The sequence below is a fragment of the Mesorhizobium muleiense genome (assembly GCF_900099905.1).
GTDB classification, from domain to species: Bacteria; Pseudomonadota; Alphaproteobacteria; order Rhizobiales; family Rhizobiaceae; genus Mesorhizobium; species Mesorhizobium muleiense.
In genome coordinates this window covers 310,027-328,993 of record NZ_FNEE01000004.1, presented here as the reverse complement: position 1 = coordinate 328,993, position 18,967 = coordinate 310,027, and the positions used below count along the sequence as shown (strand labels likewise).

Annotated in this window: 17 protein-coding genes; 9 read left to right on the top strand and 8 right to left on the bottom strand. The window is 63.9% G+C overall.

Features of this window, described 5'->3' with window-relative positions; translation table 11 throughout:
- Positions 1 to 77: 77 nt before the first annotated feature.
- From BLT09_RS11130 to BLT09_RS11120, 3 genes are read right to left on the bottom strand one after another with little or no spacing between them, the layout of a single operon-like run.
- The gene (locus BLT09_RS11130; RefSeq protein ID WP_091592921.1) at positions 78 to 476 is read right to left on the bottom strand and encodes a hypothetical protein; all 399 of its coding nucleotides are present in this window, start codon (positions 474 to 476) and stop codon (positions 78 to 80) included.
- Positions 477 to 527: 51 nt separating this feature from the next.
- Complete coding sequence (gene chrA, locus BLT09_RS11125) at positions 528 to 1,955, bottom strand: chromate efflux transporter (RefSeq protein WP_091593023.1); 1,428 nt, start codon at positions 1,953 to 1,955, stop codon at positions 528 to 530.
- Positions 1,952 to 2,770, bottom strand: a complete 819-nt coding sequence (locus BLT09_RS11120) for a chromate resistance protein ChrB domain-containing protein (protein ID WP_091592919.1) — start codon at positions 2,768 to 2,770, stop codon at positions 1,952 to 1,954. Before BLT09_RS11120 ends, chrA begins: the two co-directional genes overlap by 4 nt.
- Positions 2,771 to 2,957: 187 nt before the next feature.
- Here BLT09_RS11120 and BLT09_RS11115 point away from each other — a divergent pair, with 187 nt between their 5' ends.
- Positions 2,958 to 3,377: a GFA family protein gene (locus tag BLT09_RS11115; protein ID WP_091593022.1), complete on the top strand. Its 420-nt coding sequence runs from the start codon at positions 2,958 to 2,960 to the stop codon at positions 3,375 to 3,377.
- 182 nt (positions 3,378 to 3,559) lie between these two features.
- On the opposite strand, the gene BLT09_RS11110 is transcribed toward BLT09_RS11115, so the two are convergent.
- On the bottom strand, positions 3,560 to 5,365 hold the full coding sequence (locus BLT09_RS11110) for an IlvD/Edd family dehydratase (RefSeq protein ID WP_091593020.1): 1,806 nt from the start codon (positions 5,363 to 5,365) through the stop codon (positions 3,560 to 3,562).
- A gap of 155 nt (positions 5,366 to 5,520) precedes the next feature.
- Between BLT09_RS11110 and BLT09_RS11105 the strand changes: the two genes are divergently transcribed.
- Complete coding sequence (locus BLT09_RS11105) at positions 5,521 to 5,982, top strand: SRPBCC family protein (protein ID WP_091592917.1); 462 nt, start codon at positions 5,521 to 5,523, stop codon at positions 5,980 to 5,982.
- 150 nt (positions 5,983 to 6,132) lie between these two features.
- Here BLT09_RS11105 and BLT09_RS11100 read toward each other — a convergent pair whose 3' ends face one another.
- A complete protein-coding gene (locus tag BLT09_RS11100; RefSeq protein WP_091592915.1) occupies positions 6,133 to 7,326 on the bottom strand; it encodes an Mrp/NBP35 family ATP-binding protein in 1,194 nt (397 codons plus the stop codon).
- Positions 7,327 to 7,563: 237 nt separating this feature from the next.
- On the opposite strand from BLT09_RS11100, the gene BLT09_RS11095 reads away from it, so the two are divergent.
- The 7 genes from BLT09_RS11095 to BLT09_RS11065 all read left to right on the top strand — a co-directional run bounded on the left by BLT09_RS11095 (position 7,564) and on the right by BLT09_RS11065 (position 15,320).
- Positions 7,564 to 7,941 (top strand): VOC family protein, encoded by a 378-nt coding sequence (locus BLT09_RS11095; RefSeq protein WP_091592913.1) that lies wholly within the window; start codon positions 7,564 to 7,566, stop codon positions 7,939 to 7,941.
- Between the two features lie 115 nt (positions 7,942 to 8,056).
- Positions 8,057 to 8,956, top strand: coding sequence for a LysR family transcriptional regulator (locus BLT09_RS11090; RefSeq protein WP_027151624.1), 900 nt, complete (start codon positions 8,057 to 8,059; stop codon positions 8,954 to 8,956).
- Positions 8,957 to 9,087: 131 nt separating this feature from the next.
- Positions 9,088 to 9,567, top strand: a complete 480-nt coding sequence (locus BLT09_RS11085; protein WP_091592910.1) for a formate dehydrogenase subunit gamma — start codon at positions 9,088 to 9,090, stop codon at positions 9,565 to 9,567.
- On the top strand, positions 9,564 to 11,123 hold the full coding sequence (locus BLT09_RS11080) for a formate dehydrogenase beta subunit (protein ID WP_091592908.1): 1,560 nt from the start codon (positions 9,564 to 9,566) through the stop codon (positions 11,121 to 11,123). The genes BLT09_RS11085 and BLT09_RS11080 overlap by 4 nt, the downstream gene beginning before the upstream one ends.
- 10 nt (positions 11,124 to 11,133) lie before the next feature.
- Positions 11,134 to 14,010 carry a formate dehydrogenase subunit alpha gene (fdhF, locus tag BLT09_RS11075; protein ID WP_091592906.1) on the top strand — a complete coding sequence of 959 codons (2,877 nt, stop codon included), beginning with the start codon at positions 11,134 to 11,136 and terminating at the stop codon, positions 14,008 to 14,010.
- Positions 14,011 to 14,236: 226 nt separating this feature from the next.
- Complete coding sequence (gene fdhD, locus BLT09_RS11070) at positions 14,237 to 15,064, top strand: formate dehydrogenase accessory sulfurtransferase FdhD (protein WP_268931587.1); 828 nt, start codon at positions 14,237 to 14,239, stop codon at positions 15,062 to 15,064.
- A complete protein-coding gene (locus BLT09_RS11065; RefSeq protein ID WP_091592902.1) occupies positions 15,054 to 15,320 on the top strand; it encodes a formate dehydrogenase subunit delta in 267 nt (88 codons plus the stop codon). Before fdhD ends, BLT09_RS11065 begins: the two co-directional genes overlap by 11 nt.
- Before the next feature lie 216 nt (positions 15,321 to 15,536).
- Here the strand turns inward: BLT09_RS11065 and BLT09_RS11060 are convergent, their stop codons facing one another.
- The 3 genes from BLT09_RS11060 to BLT09_RS11050 are packed head-to-tail and all read right to left on the bottom strand — an operon-like array spanning position 15,537 to position 18,764.
- Positions 15,537 to 16,964, bottom strand: a complete 1,428-nt coding sequence (locus tag BLT09_RS11060; RefSeq protein WP_091592900.1) for a gamma-aminobutyraldehyde dehydrogenase — start codon at positions 16,962 to 16,964, stop codon at positions 15,537 to 15,539.
- Between the two features lie 29 nt (positions 16,965 to 16,993).
- Positions 16,994 to 17,809 (bottom strand): ABC transporter permease, encoded by an 816-nt coding sequence (locus BLT09_RS11055; RefSeq protein ID WP_091592898.1) that lies wholly within the window; start codon positions 17,807 to 17,809, stop codon positions 16,994 to 16,996.
- Positions 17,799 to 18,764: an ABC transporter permease gene (locus BLT09_RS11050; RefSeq protein ID WP_091592896.1), complete on the bottom strand. Its 966-nt coding sequence runs from the start codon at positions 18,762 to 18,764 to the stop codon at positions 17,799 to 17,801. The genes BLT09_RS11055 and BLT09_RS11050 overlap by 11 nt, the downstream gene beginning before the upstream one ends.
- Between the last annotated feature and the right edge of the window lie 203 nt (positions 18,765 to 18,967).

Genomic DNA, 18,967 nt, shown 5'->3' with positions numbered 1-18,967 from the left:
AATCGGGATGGGGCTCTACCTCTTTGTTTGACCATGATCTTTTCCGAAAACCGGGTTCCACGTTTCGGGATCATGGTCTAGTCGGCGCTCAACCCGTAGCGCTCGACGACCTCGCCACTGATCAGCCTGGCATGCAGCGTCATCAGTATGATTTGCGCATCGAAGCTGTCGCCGGCCTCAAGTGCCGCCTCGAGCCGGCGCTCCGCATCCAGCCTATGTCGAAGGCCGTTGGATTGCTCGAATGCTTCCGGCCCGGCAATACAATAGCCAAGCAGCTGCGCCACCGGCGGATAGGCCTGTGGCGGCGGCTCGTCGGACCAGTGGTCCTTCATCAGATTGACGATGGTGAGCTTTGCTCCTTCCGGCACAAGGGCGGGATGAAGGTCGACGCCGCGCAACGCGGCGTCGAGTTGCCGGAGGTCGCCTGAACGGCCGAACATTCCAAGGAAGCCCAGGGAGGAGCGCCGTTTCGCCATGATGTTCCTGTCCGAATGCCCGACCGCAGCGAAGCCCGCCGCAGGCAGCCGCTAACCGCTCGCCGCCAGCAACAAAATACCGGCGAGGGCCGATCCCGCCAGCGTCGGCAGCATGCCGATCTTCAGCTTCAGGATGGCGATCATTGCAGCACACGACAGCAGCGCCGCACCCCAGTCGATGGACGAGAACACCGGCACGTCCATGCCAAGCCCGACGTTGCGCACCTCGCCGAAGATGACGTGCAAGCCGAACCACAGAGCGAGATTCATGATGACGCCGACGACGGCGGCGGTGATCGCGCCCAGCGCCGCCGACAGCGCCTTGTTGTCGCGCAGGGATTCGATATAGGGCGCGCCGAGGAATATCCAGAAGAAGCAAGGCGTGAACGTCGCCCACAGGGTGAGCATCGCCCCAAGCGATCCGGCAAGCAGCGGGCTCAACGATCCGGATTGGCGGAACGCGGCCAGAAAGCCGACGAACTGCAGGACGAGTATGAGTGGACCCGGCGTGGTTTCGGCAAGCCCGAGGCCATCGACCATCTCACCGGGTGCGAGCCAGCCGAAGGACTCGACCGCTGCCTGCGCGACATAGGCAAGGACTGCGTAGGCGCCGCCGAAGGTGACGACCGCCATGACGCTGAAGAAGCCGCCGATCTGCGTCCACACGCTGGCGGATCCGGTGAACGCCCAGATCAGCAGCACCGGCCCGAGCCAGATCGGCAGCCAGATCGCGACGGTGCGCGGCGCATGCCATCGCGTCGGCCTGACGTGGGCCAGCTCGCCGCGCTCGAACATCAGGTCGACCGCGCCCTTGATGTCGGGAACCGCGTCCTTGCCGTGCGCCGCGCCGGAAAAAAGCGCCGGCGCAACACGATTGCCAATCCAGCCCGCCAGGCCGGCAAGCAGGACGATGAGCGGAAACGGCATGTTCAATGCATAGATGGCGATGAAGGCGGCGAGCGCGATCGAAACCATGACCCGGTTCTTCAGGGCACGACGTCCGATCCGGATCATCGCCTCGATCACGATGGCGAGCACGGCCGCCTTTACCCCGAAAAACAGTGCCTCGACGAGCGGAGCGTCGCCATACAGCGCATAGAGGATGCTCAAGGTGAGCATCACAAGCGCGCCCGGCGCGACGAACAGGATGCCGGCGACCAGGCCGCCGATCGTCCGGTGCAGCAGCCAGCCGATATAGATGGCGAGTTGCTGGGCTTCAGGGCCGGGCAGCAGCATGCAGTAGTTCAACGCATGCAGGAAACGTTGCTCGCCGATCCAACGCCGTTCCTCGACCAATTCCCTGTGCATGAGCGCGATCTGGCCGGCCGGCCCGCCGAAGCTGAGCAGGCCGATTTTCGCCCAGAGTTTTACGCCTTCACGGAAGCTTGGCGCAGCCGGCGCTTCGACGATCTCGGCCGTTTTTCCCAAAGCCCCCGTTTTGTCAGAAGCCCCCGTTTTGTCAGAAGCCGGGGCGCTCATGATGGCTTGCTCGCGCTTGGCCAATTGTGCGTCTCCTCGGTGGCATCGCGGCACCATCGGAAAAACGCGTCGTAGAGCAGCATGCCTGCCTCCAGCTGTTCCAGATCGTCGCGAAACATCCGCGACAGGCCAAGCGAGGCGGCCAGGAATCCGGCTGCCTGGGGAACCAAATCGAGGCGTGCGGTATCGGCGGCGCGCACGATCATGGCCAGGCGGTCGAGCGCCTCGGATTCGAGCCCGAACTCTTCGATCATCGTGTCGAAGGTGCAGCGTTCGTCCCGGTGAGTCCAGAACACATTGTCGATGTCGAAAGGCACGGCCTGAAAGCGGTCCGCAACGGCCGACACTTCGGCCGCCTCGACAAAGAGGAAGACCGCGCCCGAATCGATGAAGCGCCTGATCAGCCAGGGGCAGGCGATGCGATCGACCTTCGGGCGGCTCCGCGTCACCCACACGGTGCGGCCCCTTTCGTCGCGGGTTGGTATCTTGCCGGCATCGATCAAAGGCCCCTTGGCATCGCGCCAGGCCTCGAACCCGCTTTCGAGGGATTCGGCGGCAATGCCTTCATGCCGCAGCCATGCGGCCACGCCTTGCGAGAGCTTTTGCCCTTTTTGGCAGACGACCGTCACTCGGCTGCCGGCGAATTCGGATGCCCAGGTCGAGACGGTTTTGAAATCACGCCGGTTTGAGGCCGGCAGCAGGCGCGGATCGGCGCTGTAATCCTCTTCGATGCGAATATCGATGATCGCGGGCGCGCCCGGCAGACCAATCAGACGGGACAGTTGCGATACGGTGATAGCGGTTGTCGACGGCATGGCGTCCACCTCCTTGAGAGAGAAGCTTGGACGCGAACGTTGGGCTGACGCCTCACGGGGTCGTCGCGATGCACCCCTTGCCATGATCGTGGATTTGTCGCGCCCGCTTGTCAAGCGCCATGCCTGGAGCAAAGGATGCTCTGGCTCCGGCGGGCAGCGGAGCCAGGACATGTTTGGGAGGAAACCCATGAAAAAGACCTATCACGGCAGCTGCCATTGCGGTGCAGTGCGTTTCGAAGCCGAAATCGACCTCGCTGAGGGCATCCGCAAATGCAATTGCAGCTTCTGCTGGAAACTCGGCTACCGGAAATCCTTTGCCGCCTATGAGGCCGTGCGGGTGACGGACGGCCGCGACCGGATGCGGGAGTACAAGGCGACGCCGTCGAACTGGCCGGAAGGCGACATCAACCACTATATGTGCCCGAACTGCGGCGCGAATTTTCTCTCGCGCGGCTATCTGGATTTCATGGGCGGGAATTTCTGGGCGGTGAACGTCGCCTGCCTCGACGACGTCACCGAAGAGGAACTCGCCGCAGCCCCAATCGTCTACGAGGACGGCAAGCGCGACAGACAGGACCAGACGCCGGAGATTGTTGGCTATTTATAGGCGCTTGGGTGCGGCTTGGCGCTCTTCCTTCTCCCCTTGTGGGAGAAGGTGGATCGGCGCGCAGCGACGAGCCGGATGAGGGGTGCTGGACGGAGTGCGTCGGTGCCAAGCTGGAGCACCCCTCATCCGTCGCCTTCGGCGACACCTTCTCCCACAAGGGGAGAAGGCAAGAAAAGAGGCGTTCAGTGATTGTCCCGCGGCACGCCGCGAGTGTGTGCCACATCCTGGTATTTCACCGCCGGCTTCAACACCATTCCTTCGGAAAACTGGTCGACCATGCCGCGCTGGATTTCCTGCCACGGCGTCTGGTGCTCGGGGTAGCGATAGCCGCCATTGTTCTGCAGCTCGGCGCGCCGGCGCGTAATCTCGTCATCGGTGACGAGAATGTCGGCAGTGCCCTTGCGCAGGTCGATGCGGACGCGGTCGCCGGTCTTCAACAGCGCCAGCCCGCCGCCTATGGCGGCTTCGGGCGAGGCGTTGAGGATCGACGGCGAGCCCGAGGTGCCCGACTGGCGGCCGTCGCCGATGCAGGCCAGCGCATGGATGCCCTTCTTGATGAGATGGGCCGGCGGCTGCATGTTGACGACTTCGGCGCCGCCGGGATAACCGATCGGGCCGGCGCCGCGCATGAACAGGATGGTGTGCTCGTCGATGCCTTGCGCCGGATCGTCGATGCGGGCGTGGTAGTCCTCTGGCCCGTCGAAGACCATGGCGTTGCCCTCGAAGGCCTCGGGGTCGTTCGGGTTCGATAGATAGCGCTCGCGGAATTCGGGCGAGATGCCGCTGGTCTTCATGATCGCCGAATCGAACAGATTACCCCTAAGATTGATGAAGCCGGCATTGGCCTTCAGCGGCTCGGCGACGGTGCGGATAACATCGAGATTCTCGTTGACGGCCCCGCTGCAATTGGCGCCGATCGTCTTGCCGTTGACCGTCATGGCGTCGGGATGAGGCAGCAACCCGGCCTTCATCAGTTCGGCGACCACCGCCGGCACACCGCCGGCATGGTGATAATCCTCGCCGAGATATTCGCCCGACGGCTGCAGGTTGACGATGAGCGGCACTTTCAGGCCGACCGTCTGCCAATCGTCATTGTCGAGCGGCACGCCGAGATGGCGGGCGATGGCGTTGAGGTGGATCGGCGCGTTGGTCGAGCCGCCGATGGCCGAGTTGACAACGATGGCGTTCTCGAAGGCCTGGCGGGTCATGACGTCGGAGGGTTTTAGATCCTCATGCACCATGTCGACGATGCGTTTTCCCGTCTCATAGGCGATCTGGCCGCGCTCGCGGTAGGGCGCCGGAATGGCGGCCGAGCCCGGCAGCTGCATGCCGAGGGCCTCGGCCAACGAGTTCATGGTGGTTGCGGTTCCCATTGTGTTGCAATAGCCGGTGGACGGCGCCGAGGAGGCGACGATGTCCATGAACTCGTCATAGCCGATCTCGCCGGCCGACAGGCGCTGGCGCGATTCCCAGACGATGGTGCCGGAGCCGGTGCGCTTGCCCTTGTGCCAGCCGTTGAGCATCGGGCCGACCGACAGCGCGATTGCCGGAATGTTGACGGTGGCGGCGGCCATCAGCAGGGCCGGCGTCGTCTTGTCGCAGCCGATGGTGAGCACGACGCCGTCAAGCGGATAGCCGTAGAGCACCTCGACCAAGCCGAGATAGGCGAGGTTGCGGTCGAGTGCGGCGGTCGGGCGTTTGCCCGTCTCCTGGATCGGGTGGCACGGGAACTCGAAAGGGATGCCGCCCATCGAGACGATGCCCTCGCGCACGCGCTTGGCCAGCTCGAGATGATGGCGGTTGCAGGGCGACAGATCCGAGCCTGTCTGGGCGATGCCGATCAGCGGCTTGCCCGACATCAGTTCGGCACGCGTCAGCCCGTAATTCAGGTAGCGCTCGAGGTAAAGCGCCGTCATCCCCGGATTGTCGGGATTGTCGAACCACTCCTGCGAGCGAAATTTCTTTTTCTGCGTGGGGGCGCCGGCCATCATGGTCTCCGTATTTGTATGACAAATCGATATGACAACGCGCGAGAGCAGGCAAGAGGCACGCGCCATCCGATTCCGGACTTTGGTGCGATAGACATGTGTTTACCCCCACGCTAGACCGCATCGGGGTGTCAATTCGTATCCGGGAGATTTTGATGGCTTTGGTTATCGAAGGCGAGGAACGCATCGCCGCACCCTTGCAAAAGGTGTGGGAGGCGCTGAACGACCCGGACGTTCTGAGGCAGACCATTCCGGGCTGCCAGAGCCTCGAGAAGAAGTCGGACACCGAGATGGCGGCGACCGTGGTGGTCAAGATCGGCCCGATCAAGGCGACGTTCAACGGCGAGGTGACGCTCAGGAATCTCAACCCGCCGCATTCCTACACCATCCAGGGCGAGGGCAAGGGCGGCATCGCCGGCTTCGCCAAAGGCGGCGCCGATGTGACGCTGACCGCCGATGGCCCGGAGGCGACGATTCTCAGATATGCGGCCAAGGCCGATGTCGGCGGCAAGATCGCCCAGCTCGGCAGCCGGCTGATCGAATCGACATCGAAGAAACTGGCCGGACAGTTTTTTTCGAGCTTTGGCGAGAAAGTTGGCGGCTCCCCTCCCCCTTGAGGGGAGGGTGCCGCGCGAAGCGCGGCGGGAGGGGTCGCCTCAACCGCCTCGACCTATAACTGGCGCTGACCAAGAAAGGTGGAGTGCGTCGCCACCGACCCCACCCCGGCCCTGCGGGCCACCCTCCCCTCAAGGGGGAGGATATCCGCATTACTCAAACACGATGCTCGGCACGGCGGCTTCGGCCACGCCGCGTTCTTCTTTGACCCTGCCCCAGACGTTCGCGGCGATGTCGCGGTAGATCTTGGCCTCGGCGCTATCGGGCTTCGAGACCACCACCGGCGTGCCGGCGTCCGAGCTTTCGCGGATGCCCATTTCGAGCGGCACTTCGCCGAGGAAGGAGACGCCGAGACGCTCGGCCTCGCGGCGCGCGCCGCCATGGCCGAAGATGTCGTAGCGCTTGCCGGTGTCGGGGGCGAGGAAATAGCTCATATTCTCGACGATGCCCAACACCGGCACGTCGACCTTCCTGAACATGTTGAGGCCTTTTCGCGCATCGATCAGGGCCAGATCCTGCGGCGTCGAGACGATGACGGCGCCGGCCAGCGGCACCTGCTGGGCCATGGTCAGCTGCGCGTCGCCGGTGCCGGGCGGCATGTCGACGACGAGCACGTCGAGCGGACCCCACTCGACCTCGCGCAGCATTTGCGTCAAAGCCGACATCACCATCGGCCCGCGCCAGATCATCGGCGTCTCCTCATCGACGAGGAAGCCCATTGACATGACCTTCAGGCCGTAGTTCTCCATCGGCTTCAGGACCTTGCCGTCGACGGTCTGCGGCCGGCCATGGATGTTGAGCAGCCGCGGCATCGACGGGCCGTAGATGTCGGCGTCGAGCACGCCGACCCTCAGGCCGTTGGCGGCGAGGCCAAGCGCGATGTTGACGGCAGTGGTCGACTTGCCGACGCCGCCCTTGCCGGAAGCGACAGCGATGATCGCCTCAATGCCGGGCACGCCGCGCCTGCCCTGACTGTGCGAGGCCGGAGCGTGCGGAGCCGGACGCGGCGCGGCAGCGGGTGCGGCCGGCGGTACGGGCCTGGTGGCAGGCCTTTGCGGAACCGGAGCTTCCATGCCGCCACCCTTCTTTTCCGCCGTCAGGGCGACCACAGCGCCGGCGACACCCGGGATCGCCTTGACGACACGCTCGGCGGCGGCACGCAGCGGCTCCATCTCCTGGGCCCGGGCAGCCGGCACGGTGATCGAAAAGAAAACCTTGGCATCGGCAATGAAAATCTCGGAGACCATGCCGAGGTCGACGATGTTGCCGGTGAAGTCCGGTCCGTTGACCGTCTTCAGGCGCTCGATGACGATTTCCTTGGTGACGTTTTCCTGGACGGCGGGCATCAGCTTTTCCTCTGCTTTTACGCCTGAGATAGTGCAGTTCCCGAACAGAACCAAGCGGCGGAACGACACGCACGGGCGTGGCTGCAAAGACTTGCGTCCGTTTGTCGGTCTTGCAGAGGACGAAACGTCTTTAGGGAAGAGGCACGCCGGTCGCACAGGCTGCGGTCGCCAGAAAACGAAGCAGCCCTATCTTTGCAGGCTTCGGACGTGCTCGCCCGCAAGCAAAGGAGACCAATCATGCTCGCAAACAGCAACGCAACGGCCAATCTCGCGGTGAAGGACCTGGCCAAGGCCAAGGCCTTCTATGAAGACGTTCTGGGGCTGACGGAGGTTCACAACGAGGGGGACGAACTGATCGTCTACAAATGCGGCGACACCAGCATCAATGTCTATCGCTCGCAGTTCGCCGGAACCAACAAGGCGACGGCGGTGACCTGGATGGTCGGCGACGAGATCGACACCATCGTCAAGGCGCTGAAATCGAAGGGCGTTGTCTTCGAGCACTACGAGATGCCGGGCCTGAAGCTGGAAGGCGACATCCACGTCGGCTACGGCATGAAGGTCGCATGGTTCAAGGATCCTGACGGCAACATTCTGAACCTGGTCGACAGGTAGAACCTTGTAGACAGCTAAACTGGGACGGCGGCGAAGCTTCGGCCGCAATGAGGATTCGCCAGGCAAAAACAGCATGCATCTGGCGCAGCCTCACTCGGCCGGGTAGCGTCCGCTCATGATCGACAAGCTGGAATTCTTCATCGCGCTGGCCAGGGAGGAGCATTTCGGCCGGGCGGCGGAGGTGTGCGGCGTCACCCAGCCGACGCTTTCGGCCGGCATCAAGCAGCTGGAGGGCCAGCTCGGCGTGATGCTGGTTCTGCGCGGCTCGCGCTTCCAGGGGCTGACGCCGGAGGGAGAACAGGTGCTGGCGTGGGCGCGCCGCATCGTCGGCGATACCCGCACCATGCGCGAAGAGATGCGGGCGGCGCGTCACGGCCTTTCGGGGCGCATCCGCATCGCCGCCATCCCGACGGCGCTGGCCATGGTGGCGCGGCTGACGACACCTTTTCGGGCAAAACATCCCGGCGTCACCTTTTCGGTGCTGTCGCGCACCTCGATCGAGGTGCTGTCGCTGCTCGGCAATTTCGACATCGACGCCGGCATCACCTATCTCGACAACGAGCCGCTGGGGCGGGTGACCAGCGTGCCGCTCTATGACGAGCGCTATCAGCTGATCACCGCGATCGGAAACCCCTATTCCGACCGCGACAAAGTGACATGGGCGGAGCTCAGCCAGCTGCCGCTCTGCCTGTTGACGCCGGACATGCAGAACCGCCGCATCATCGACCAGCATTTGGCCGAAGCCGGCACGCAGGTGCGGCCGACACTCGAATCCAATTCGATGATCGTGCTGTTCTCGCATATCCGTACCGGAAAATGGTCGTCGATCATGCCGCTCAACCTCTCGGAAACATTCGGCTTTTCCGAGCCGATCCGGGCCATTCCGATCGTCGAGCCGGACGCCAGCCACACCGTCGGGCTGGTGGCGACGCTGCGCGAGCCGCACACCCCGCTGGTCTCGGCGCTGCTGGACGAGGCAATGGCGCTGGCAGACGATTTCCGCGCCCGCCACTGAGCTAGAGATTGCAGGCTGGACGGCATCGATAGAAGATTTCTATCGAGCAACGGATCAGCTTTATTGATTTGGCGGGTTTCCTCCGATTTCCTAGGCACTTAGCGGATTACTACGACCAGGGAGGGCGCTGCATGATCATGCAGCCTGCAAGTACCGAGATCGCGTCGCGCACGGCGGCGATCGTTCAGGAGTTGAAGGGCCTCGAAGGCCCGCTGTTGCCGATCCTCCACGGCATCCAGGAAGAGTTTGGCCATGTGCCACAGGACGCGCTGCCGGTCATCGCCGAAGCGCTGAACATCTCCAAGGCGGAGGTGCACGGCGTCGTCACCTTCTACCACGATTACCGCAGCCGCCCGGCCGGCCGGCATGTGCTGAAGCTCTGCCAGGCCGAAGCCTGCCAGTCGATGGGCTCGGACGCGATTGCCGCCAAGCTCAAGCAATTGCTGGGCATCGGCTTCCACGAGACGGCCCGCGACGGTTCGGTGACGCTGGAGCCGGTCTATTGCCTCGGCCTTTGCGCCTGCGCGCCATCGGCGATGCTGGACGGAGAGGTGATCGGCCGGCTCGATGACGAAAAACTCGACGAGATCGTAGCCGAGGTGCGCTCATGATCCCGCGTATCTTCGTTCCCGGCGATTCCGGCGCGCTGGCGCTCGGTGCGGAAAAGGTCGCCAAGGCGATTGAGAAGGAATTGGCCGATCGCGGCATCGAGGCCAAGATCGTGCGCAATGGCTCGCGCGGCGCCTATTTCCTCGAGCCGATGGTCGAAGTGGCAACGGCAGACAAGGGCCGCGTCGCCTACGGGCCGGTGAAGCCTTCCGATGTCAAAGGCCTGTTCGACAGCGGCTTTCTCACCGGCGGTCACCACAAGCGCTGGCTGGGCGCGCCCGACAAGATCCCGTTCCTGGCCAGGCAGACGCGGCTGACCTTCGCGCGCTGCGGCGTCATCAATCCACTGTCGCTCGATCACTACAAGGCGCATGGCGGGCTGAAGGGGCTGCAGAACGCCGTGGCTATGGCGCCGGCCGAAATCGTCAAGCAGGTCACCGAGTCGGGCTTGCGGGGTCGCGGCGGCGCCGGCTTCCCGACCGGCATCAAATGGAAGACGGTGCTCGATACGACCGCCGACAAAAAGTACATCGTCTGCAATGCCGACGAGGGCGACAGCGCCACCTTCGCCGACCGCATGATCATGGAGGGCGATCCCTTCGTGCTGATCGAGGGAATGGCAATCGCCGGTGTCGCCACCGGCGCGACCAAGGGTTTTGTCTATATCCGCTCGGAATATCCGCATGCGGTGGCGATTATGCAGAAGGCGGTCGAGATCGCCCGCAAGGCCGGCCTGCTCGGCGTCAACGTGCTGGGCTCGCCCAACGCCTTCGACATGGAAATCCGCGTCGGCGCCGGCGCCTATGTCTGCGGCGAGGAAACCTCGCTGCTCAACAGCCTCGAAGGCAAGCGCGGCGTCGTTCGCGCCAAGCCGCCACTGCCGGCCATCCAGGGCCTGTTCGGCAAGCCGACGGTGATCAACAACGTCATCTCGCTGGCCTCGGTGCCTGTCATCATGGACAAGGGTGCTGCCTTCTACAAGGATTTCGGCATGGGCCGCTCGCGCGGCACCATTCCGATCCAGATCGCCGGCAATGTCAGATATGGCGGCCTGTTCGAGGCGGCGTTCGGCATGACGCTTGGCGAGATCGTCGACGACATCGGCGGCGGCACCGCGACCGGGCGGCCGGTCAAGGCGGTGCAGGTCGGCGGGCCGCTCGGCGCTTATTTTCCGCGCAGCCTGTTCGACACGCCGTTCGACTACGAAGCCTTCGCCGCCAAGGACGGGCTGATCGGCCATGCCGGCATCACCGTGTTCGATGACACCGCCGACATGCTGAAGCAGGCGCGCTTCGCCATGGAGTTCTGCGCCATCGAAAGCTGCGGCAAGTGCACGCCGTGCCGCATCGGCTCGACGCGCGGCGTCGAGACGATCGACAAGATCGCCAGAGGTATCGAGCCGGACAAGCAGATCGAACTGGTGACGGACCTCTGCAACACGATGAAATTCGGTTCGCTCTGCGCGCTGGGTGGCTTCACGCCTTATCCGGTGATGAGCGCAATCAACCACTTCCGCGAAGATTTCAAGCCGGCGCCGGTCGCCGAAGCAGCAGAATAGGAACCTCGCGATGGGTCTCGTTCAGGAAATCGACTACGGCACGCCGGCCTCGACATCCGAGAAGCAAGTGACGCTGACGGTCGACGGCTTCACCGTCACCGTGCCGGAAGGCACCTCGATCATGCGCGCCTCGATGGAGGCGGGCATTGCCATTCCAAAACTCTGCGCCACCGACATGGTCGACGCCTTCGGCTCCTGCCGGCTCTGCCTGGTCGAGATCGACGGCCGCAACGGCACGCCCTCCTCCTGCACGACGCCGGTGGCGCCGGGCATGGTCGTGCACACCCAGACCGGTCGGCTGAAGGACATCCGCCGCGGCGTGATGGAGCTCTACATTTCCGACCATCCGCTCGACTGCCTGACCTGTGCGGCCAATGGCGACTGCGAATTGCAGACGCAGGCCGGCGTCGTCGGCCTGCGCGACGTGCGCTACGGCTATGAGGGCGACAACCACGTCTTCAAGAAGAACGACGGCGCCGAAAACTTCAAATGGATGGCGAAGGACGAGTCCAACCCATACTTCACCTATGATCCATCGAAATGCATCGTCTGCTCGCGCTGCGTGCGCGCCTGCGAGGAGGTGCAAGGCACATTCGCGCTGACCATCGAGGGCCGCGGCTTCGAAAGCCGTGTGTCGCCCGGCATGCACCAGCTTTTCATCGACAGCGAGTGCGTGTCCTGCGGCGCCTGTGTGCAGGCCTGCCCGACGGCGACGCTTTCCGAGAAATCGGTGATCAAGATCGGCCAGCCCGAGCATTCGGTCGTCACCACCTGCGCCTATTGCGGCGTCGGCTGCTCGTTCAAGGCCGAAATGCGCGGCGACGAGCTGGTGCGCATGGTGCCCTACAAGGACGGCAAGGCGAACCGTGGCCATAGCTGCGTCAAGGGCCGTTTTGCCTACGGCTACTCGACCCACAAGGAGCGCATCCTCAATCCAATGATCCGCGAAAAGGTCACCGATCCATGGCGCGAGGTGTCGTGGGAGGAAGCGCTGACCCACACCGCCAACGAGTTCCGCCGCATCCAGTACCAGTATGGCCGCACCTCGATCGGCGGCATCACCTCGTCGCGCTGCACGAATGAGGAAACCTATCTGGTGCAGAAGCTGATCCGCCAGGGTTTCCGCAACAACAATGTCGATACCTGCGCCCGCGTCTGCCATTCGCCGACCGGCTATGGCCTTGGCCAGACTTTCGGCACCTCGGCAGGCACCCAGGATTTCGACTCGATCGAGCAGACCGATGTGGTGATGATCATCGGCGCCAATCCGACCGACGCACATCCGGTGTTTGCGTCGCGCATGAAGAAGCGGTTGCGCAAAGGCGCCAAGCTGATCGTGCTCGACCCGCGCCGCACCGACATCGTGCGCTCGGCTCATATCGAGGCGCAGCATCATCTGCCGCTGAAGCCGGGCACCAATGTCGCCGTGGTCACCGCGCTTGCCCATGTCATCGTCACCGAAGGCCTGTTCGACGAGGCCTTCATCCGCGAACGCTGCGACTGGGACGAGTTCCAGGATTGGGCGTCGTTCGTGGCGCTGCCGGAAAACAGCCCTGAGGTGGTCGGCCAGCTCGCCAATGTCGATCCTGAAGAGATCCGCAGCGCCGCACGGCTGTTTGCCACCGGCGGCAATGGCGCGATCTATTACGGCCTCGGCGTGACCGAGCACAGCCAGGGCTCGACCACCGTCATCGCCATCGCCAATCTTGCCATGGCGACCGGCAATATCGGCCGGCCGGGCGTCGGCGTGAACCCGCTGCGCGGCCAGAACAATGTCCAGGGCTCCTGCGACATGGGCTCGTTCCCGCATGAGCTGCCCGGCTATCGCCACGTCTCCGGCGACGCGGTGCGCGACATTTATGAGAGCCTGTGGGGGGTCAAGCTCGACGACGAGCCCGGCCTGCGCATCCCCAACATGCTGGACGCCGCCGTCGACGGCTCGTTCAAGGGCCTCTATGTGCAAGGCGAGGACATCCTGCAGTCCGATCCCGACACCAAGCATGTCGCCGCAGGCCTTGCGGCGATGGAATGTGTCGTCGTCCACGATCTCTTCCTCAACGAGACCGCCAACTACGCGCATGTCTTCCTGCCCGGCTCGACCTTCCTCGAAAAGGACGGCACCTTCACCAATGCCGAGCGCCGCATCAACCGCGTGCGCAAGGTGATGGCGCCGAATAACGGGCTGGCCGACTGGGAAGTGACGCAGAAGCTCGCACAGGCGATGGGGCTTGCCTGGAATTACCAGCATCCGTCCGAAATCATGGATGAGATTGCGAAGACGACGCCGAGCTTCGCCAAGGTTTCCTACGATTATCTGGAAAAGATGGGCTCGGTGCAGTGGCCGTGCAACGAGCAGGCGCCGGAAGGCACGCCGATCATGCATATCAGCGGCTTCGTGCGCGGCAAGGGCAAGTTCATCCGCACCGAATATGTGGCGACCGACGAGAGGACGGGACCGCGCTTCCCGCTGCTGCTGACCACCGGCCGCATCCTGTCGCAGTACAATGTCGGCGCGCAGACCAGGCGTACCGACAATGTCATGTGGCACAGCGAGGACCGTCTCGAGATCCACCCGCATGACGCCGAAAACCGCGGTTTGCGCGACGGCGACTGGGTCCGCCTGACCAGCCGCTCCGGCGAGACGACGCTGCGCGCGCTGATCACCGACAAGGTGTCGCCTGGCGTGGTCTATACGACGTTCCACCACCCCGACACGCAGGCCAACGTCATCACCACCGACTTCTCCGACTGGGCGACCAACTGCCCGGAATACAAGGTGACGGCGGTGCAGGTCGGCGCGTCCAACGGGCCGTCGGAATGGCAGCTCGACTATGACGAGCAGGCCCGCAACAGCCGTCGCATCGCGACCTTGGAAGCAGCGGAGTAATCGTGCCGAGGCATTCGACCGAAAGCGCTTCAATCTTGACGGTTGGTCGAGAGGAAAGCGCGCGAACTCCAGGCTCCCTTCCTCTCCCTCCGGAGGGGGGAGAGGTGGCGCTGCGAAGCAGCGACGGAGTGGGGGATGGCCTAGGAGAGCAACTGCCAATTGAAGCAAGAAACCTTCAACGCTTCCTGAGTAAAATGGCCGGCAGGCCAGAGGGGGGTGCCGCGTGATGCCCAAACGTTTCGCTGTCAGCCAAATCTCCCGCCTCGCCCACCGCGCCGGCGGCAGTGCGGCCGCCAACCGGATGGTGCCGGAAGAGACACCGGTGGCGTTCTCCTTTGCCGGCACCACTCACGCGGTGATGATGGCAAGTCCGGCCGATTTCGAGGATTTCGCGCTCGGCTTCTCGCTGGCCGAAGGCATCATCGCCGACGGCCGGGAAATCGAGGCGATCGAAGTCGAGGATCACGGCGCCGGCATCGACATCCAGATCAGGCTGAAGGACCAGGCCAATACGCGCTTCGAGGCGCGGCGCCGACGCCTGGCGGGCCCGGTCGGCTGCGGGCTGTGCGGCATCGAGTCGATCGAGGAGGCGATGCGCTCGGTCGAGGCGGTTGGTTCGTCAAGACTTACACTTGACAGCGACGACATCGTCCGTTCGGTCAGGCTTTTGTCGAAAGCGCAGCCGCTTCATGCCGAGACCGGTGCGGTCCATGCCGCCGGTTTTTATATCCCAGGCAAGGGCATCGTCATGGCGCGCGAGGATGTCGGCCGCCACAATGCGCTCGACAAGCTCGCCGGGGCGCTCGCCAAAGCCGGCATCGATGGCTCCTTGGGTGCTGTCGTGGTGACATCGCGCGTTTCGGTCGAGATGGTGCAGAAGACGGCGGCGATCGGCGCTGCGTTCATCATTGCCGTTTCGGCGCCGACGGCACTTGCCATCCGCACCGCCGGGGACGCCGGCATGACGCTGGTGGCTTTGGTGCGCGGCGATGATTTCGATATTTTCACCCACCCCGAGCGGGTGGCTTCCGGAGTTGCCAAGCATGTCGCATGACGAAGGCCACATCATGAGCACCAGCGAAAAGCTGGTCCGCATGGCCAACCAGATTGCCGCCTTTTTTCACTCCAAGCCGCGCGAGGAAGGCATTGCCGGCGTCGCCGAGCACATCAACAAGTTCTGGGAGCCGAGGATGCGGCGGCAATTGTTCGAAATGCTGGACAATGGTGGCGAAGTCTTCAACGAGCTCGTCGTGGCCGCCTCGGCAAGGATCAAGCGGCCGGCCGCACCTGAAGCAGCGGGCTTAGTTTGAGCGGAACATCCATCGCATCGTCGAGTAGTGGCAGGCGCTCAATCTTCCTTCTCCCCTTGTGGGAGAAGGTGGATCGGCGCGCAGCGGCGAGACGGATGAGGGGTGTTCCAGCTTGGCGCTTGCCTACCCCTCACCCGGATTGCCAACCGATTTGTGAAGGACAAATCGGGGCAATCCGACCTCTCCCACAAGGGGAGAGGCAAAGGTAAAAAGGCGCTACCCGTGCGCAATCATCACGTGGCGGACAGCGGTATAATCCTCCAAGGCATAGAGCGACATGTCCTTGCCGTAGCCGGACTGCTTCAGCCCGCCATGCGGCATCTCGTTGGTCAGCATGAAGTGGGTGTTGATCCAGGTGCAGCCATATTGCAGCCGGGCGGCCGTCGCCATGGCGCGCGAGACATCCTTGGTCCACACCGAGGACGCAAGGCCATAATCGCTGTCATTGGCCCAGTTCACCGCCTCGTCGACCTCGGCAAAGCGGGTGACGGAGACAACCGGCCCGAACACTTCGCGGCGCACGATCTCGTCCTCCTGCAGCGCGCCGGCGACGACGGTTGGCTGATAGAAAAAGCCGGTGCCCTCGCCCGGCTTGCCGCCGGTGGTGATCTCGATGTGCTTGAGCTCCGAGGCGCGCTCGACGAAGCTCGAGACGCGGTCGCGCTGGCGGCGTGAGATCAACGGCCCGATCTCGTTTTCGGTGTCGTCGGGGCGGTTGTATTTGATGGTCGAGACGGCGGAGGAAAGATCGGCGACGAGCTTGTCGTAGATCTTCTTGCCGGCATAGATGCGGCAGGCGGCGGTGCAGTCCTGGCCGGCATTGTAATAGCCGAAGGCGCGCAGGCCATTGACCACCGCGCCGAGATCGGCGTCGTCGAAGACGATGACCGGAGCCTTGCCGCCGAGCTCGAGATGCGTGCGCTTGACCGATTTGGCGGCGGCCTGCAGCACCTTCTTGCCGGTCGCGACATCGCCGGTGATCGAGATCATATTGATTTTCGGGTGGTTGATCAGTGTGTTGCCGACGCTGTCGCCTCTGCCCAGCACGACGTTGACGACGCCCTCGGGCAGTATCTCGGCAAGGATTTTTGCCAGCTTCAGCGCTGTCAGCGGCGTCTGCTCGGACGGCTTGAAGACGACCGTGTTGCCGCCGGCAATCGCTGGCGCCAGCTTCCAGGCCATCATCATCAGTGGGTAGTTCCACGGCGCGATCGAGGCGACGACGCCGATGGCGTCGCGGCGGACCATCGAAGTGTGGCCGGGAATGTATTCACCGGCGACCTGGCCGGGCATCGAGCGGACAGCGCCGGCAAAGAAGCGGTAGCAGTCGACGATCGCCGGGATTTCGTCGTTGAGCACGGCATTGATCGGCTTGCCGCAATTGAGCGCCTCGAGGGCGGCGAAATCTTGTGCCGCGGCCTCGATGCGATCGGCGATCTTCAGGAGATAACCGGAGCGCTGCGCCGGCGTGGTGCGCGACCAGGTGACGAAGGCTTTTTCGGCCGCCAGCACCGCCGCCTCGATCTGCGCCTGGCTGGCTTCAGGCAGGTTGAGGATAGTCGCCCCGGTCTTTGGATTGAGGATCGGCTCCTCGGTCTCGGTGCCCTTCTCGAATTTCGAGCCGATCAGCATCTTTGTGTCCATGGCAGTCTCTCCCTTATGGATTCTTGACGTCATTTGCCCGAACCGGCGATCTGGTCGCCGTCGCGGGTCAGGTAATAGGCGACGAGGATGGGCAGCAGCGTCACCAGCACGACGACCATGGCCACGACATTGGTGACCGGGCGCTGGCGCGGACGGATCAATTCCTCCAGCATCCAGATCGGCAGCGTCTGCTGCTGGCCGGCGGTGAAGGTGGTGACGATGACCTCGTCAAACGACAGCGCAAAGGCAAGCATGCCGCCGGCAAGCAGCGCGGTGGCGATGTTGGGCAGCACGACATGCCGAAAGGTCTGGAAGCCGTCGGCGCCGAGGTCCATCGACGCCTCGATCATCGAGCCGGAGGTGCGGCGAAAGCGGGCGACGGCGTTGTTGTAGACGACGACGACACAGAAGGTGGCGTGGCCGAGCACGATCGTCCAGAACGAGAACGGAATCTCGGCCAGCGAAAAGGCCGAACGCAGCGCGATGCCGGTGATGATGCCGGGCAGCGCGATCGGCAGGATGACCAGCAGCGAGATGGTTTCGCGGCCAAAGAACCGTGTTCGCGAAACGGCGGCCGCGCAGAGCGTGCCGAGCACCAGGGCGACGAGTGTCGAGATGGCGGCGACACGGACCGACAGCGACAGCGCTTCCCACACGTCCGGGCGGTTCCAGGTGACGGCGAACCATTGCATGGTCAGCCCCGGCGGCGGCCAGGCGAAGCTCTTTTCCTCGGTCGTGAAGGCATAGACGAAGATCAGGAAGATCGGCAGATGCAGGAACAGCAGGCCGCAGGCTGCGGCGACCTTCAGGCCGAGAGGGGCGGATGGTGAGCCATCAGAGCGCATCGAAGGCCCCCATGCGCTTGGCGCCCCAGAGGTAGAAGCCCATGATGACAATCGGCACCACGGTGAAGGCGGCGGCGAGCGGGATGTTGCCGGCGGTGCCCTGCTGCGAATAGACGGCCTGGCCGATGAACAGCCGCGAGGTGCCGATGATCTGCGGGATGATGTAGTCGCCCAGCGTCAGCGAGAAGGTGAAGATCGAGCCGGCGACGATGCCCGGCAGCGCCAGCGGGAACAGCACGTTGCGGAAGGTCTGGCCGGGCGAGGCGCCGAGATCGGACGAGGCCTCGACCAGATTGCCCGGCACGCGCTCGAGTGCCGCCTGCACCGGCAGGATCATGAACGGCAGCCAGACGTAGACGAAGACGATGAAGGTGCCGGTGGACGACACCGACAGCGAGTTGCCGCCGACGACCGGCAGCGACAGCCAGCCGTCGAGCAGCCATAGCAGATGCAGCTTGGCGAGCAGCCAGGTGAGAATGCCTTCCTTGGCGAGAATGAGCTTCCAGGCGTAGATCTTGACCAGATAGCTCGACCACAGCGGCAGCATCACGCCGAGATAGAACAGCGCCTTCCAGCGGCCGCGCGCATAGCGGGCCGCGTAATAGGCGATGGGAAAGGCGATGGTCGCCGAGGCGAGCGTGACCAGGGCCGCCATCGTCACCGTGCGCAGGATGATGTCGAGATTGGCGGCCTGCAGCAGGTCGCCATAGGTCTTCAGCGTGAACTGCCGGTTGATGAGGCCGGAGAATTCGTCGATCGAGAAAAAACTCTGCAAGAGCAGCGCGAACAGCGAGCCGATATAGACGATGCCGAGCCACAACACCGGCGGCAGCAGCATCAACAGCAGCAGCAGCTTCGGCTTGCGCCAGAGCAGGTCGGACAGCGCGCCGCGCACGCCGCCGGCGCGAGGCAGGACGGCTGGGGCAGGTTTTGCCTGGGTCGCGGTCAGAGTCATGGTTTCTTCGACCGGCCGCGTTCCTTCGCGCCCCCCTCTGTCCTGCCGGACATCTCCCCCACGAGGGGGGAGATTGGCTGTCGCGACTGCTTTCGCCAATCACCAACGTTGCAGAAGAGGCGCCACTGGCGAAGCTGCCGATCTCCCCCCTCGTGGGGGAGATGTCCGGCAGGACAGAGGGGGGCGCCGTGAAGCGCCTTGCC

Coding starts and splice junctions, on each gene's coding strand:
- BLT09_RS11085 (WP_091592910.1), top strand. CDS start 9,088: ATGATCATGCAGCCTGCAAGTACCGAGATCGCGTCGCGCACGGCGGCG.
- BLT09_RS11115 (WP_091593022.1), top strand. CDS start 2,958: ATGAAAAAGACCTATCACGGCAGCTGCCATTGCGGTGCAGTGCGTTTC.
- BLT09_RS11100 (WP_091592915.1), bottom strand. CDS start 7,326: ATGCCCGCCGTCCAGGAAAACGTCACCAAGGAAATCGTCATCGAGCGC.
- fdhF (WP_091592906.1), top strand. CDS start 11,134: ATGGGTCTCGTTCAGGAAATCGACTACGGCACGCCGGCCTCGACATCC.
- BLT09_RS11065 (WP_091592902.1), top strand. CDS start 15,054: ATGTCGCATGACGAAGGCCACATCATGAGCACCAGCGAAAAGCTGGTC.
- BLT09_RS11090 (WP_027151624.1), top strand. CDS start 8,057: ATGATCGACAAGCTGGAATTCTTCATCGCGCTGGCCAGGGAGGAGCAT.
- BLT09_RS11095 (WP_091592913.1), top strand. CDS start 7,564: ATGCTCGCAAACAGCAACGCAACGGCCAATCTCGCGGTGAAGGACCTG.
- BLT09_RS11130 (WP_091592921.1), bottom strand. CDS start 476: ATGGCGAAACGGCGCTCCTCCCTGGGCTTCCTTGGAATGTTCGGCCGT.
- BLT09_RS11105 (WP_091592917.1), top strand. CDS start 5,521: ATGGCTTTGGTTATCGAAGGCGAGGAACGCATCGCCGCACCCTTGCAA.
- fdhD (WP_268931587.1), top strand. CDS start 14,237: ATGCCCAAACGTTTCGCTGTCAGCCAAATCTCCCGCCTCGCCCACCGC.
- BLT09_RS11060 (WP_091592900.1), bottom strand. CDS start 16,964: ATGGACACAAAGATGCTGATCGGCTCGAAATTCGAGAAGGGCACCGAG.
- chrA (WP_091593023.1), bottom strand. CDS start 1,955: ATGAGCGCCCCGGCTTCTGACAAAACGGGGGCTTCTGACAAAACGGGG.
- BLT09_RS11120 (WP_091592919.1), bottom strand. CDS start 2,770: ATGCCGTCGACAACCGCTATCACCGTATCGCAACTGTCCCGTCTGATT.
- BLT09_RS11050 (WP_091592896.1), bottom strand. CDS start 18,764: ATGACTCTGACCGCGACCCAGGCAAAACCTGCCCCAGCCGTCCTGCCT.
- BLT09_RS11110 (WP_091593020.1), bottom strand. CDS start 5,365: ATGGCCGGCGCCCCCACGCAGAAAAAGAAATTTCGCTCGCAGGAGTGG.
- BLT09_RS11080 (WP_091592908.1), top strand. CDS start 9,564: ATGATCCCGCGTATCTTCGTTCCCGGCGATTCCGGCGCGCTGGCGCTC.
- BLT09_RS11055 (WP_091592898.1), bottom strand. CDS start 17,809: ATGCGCTCTGATGGCTCACCATCCGCCCCTCTCGGCCTGAAGGTCGCC.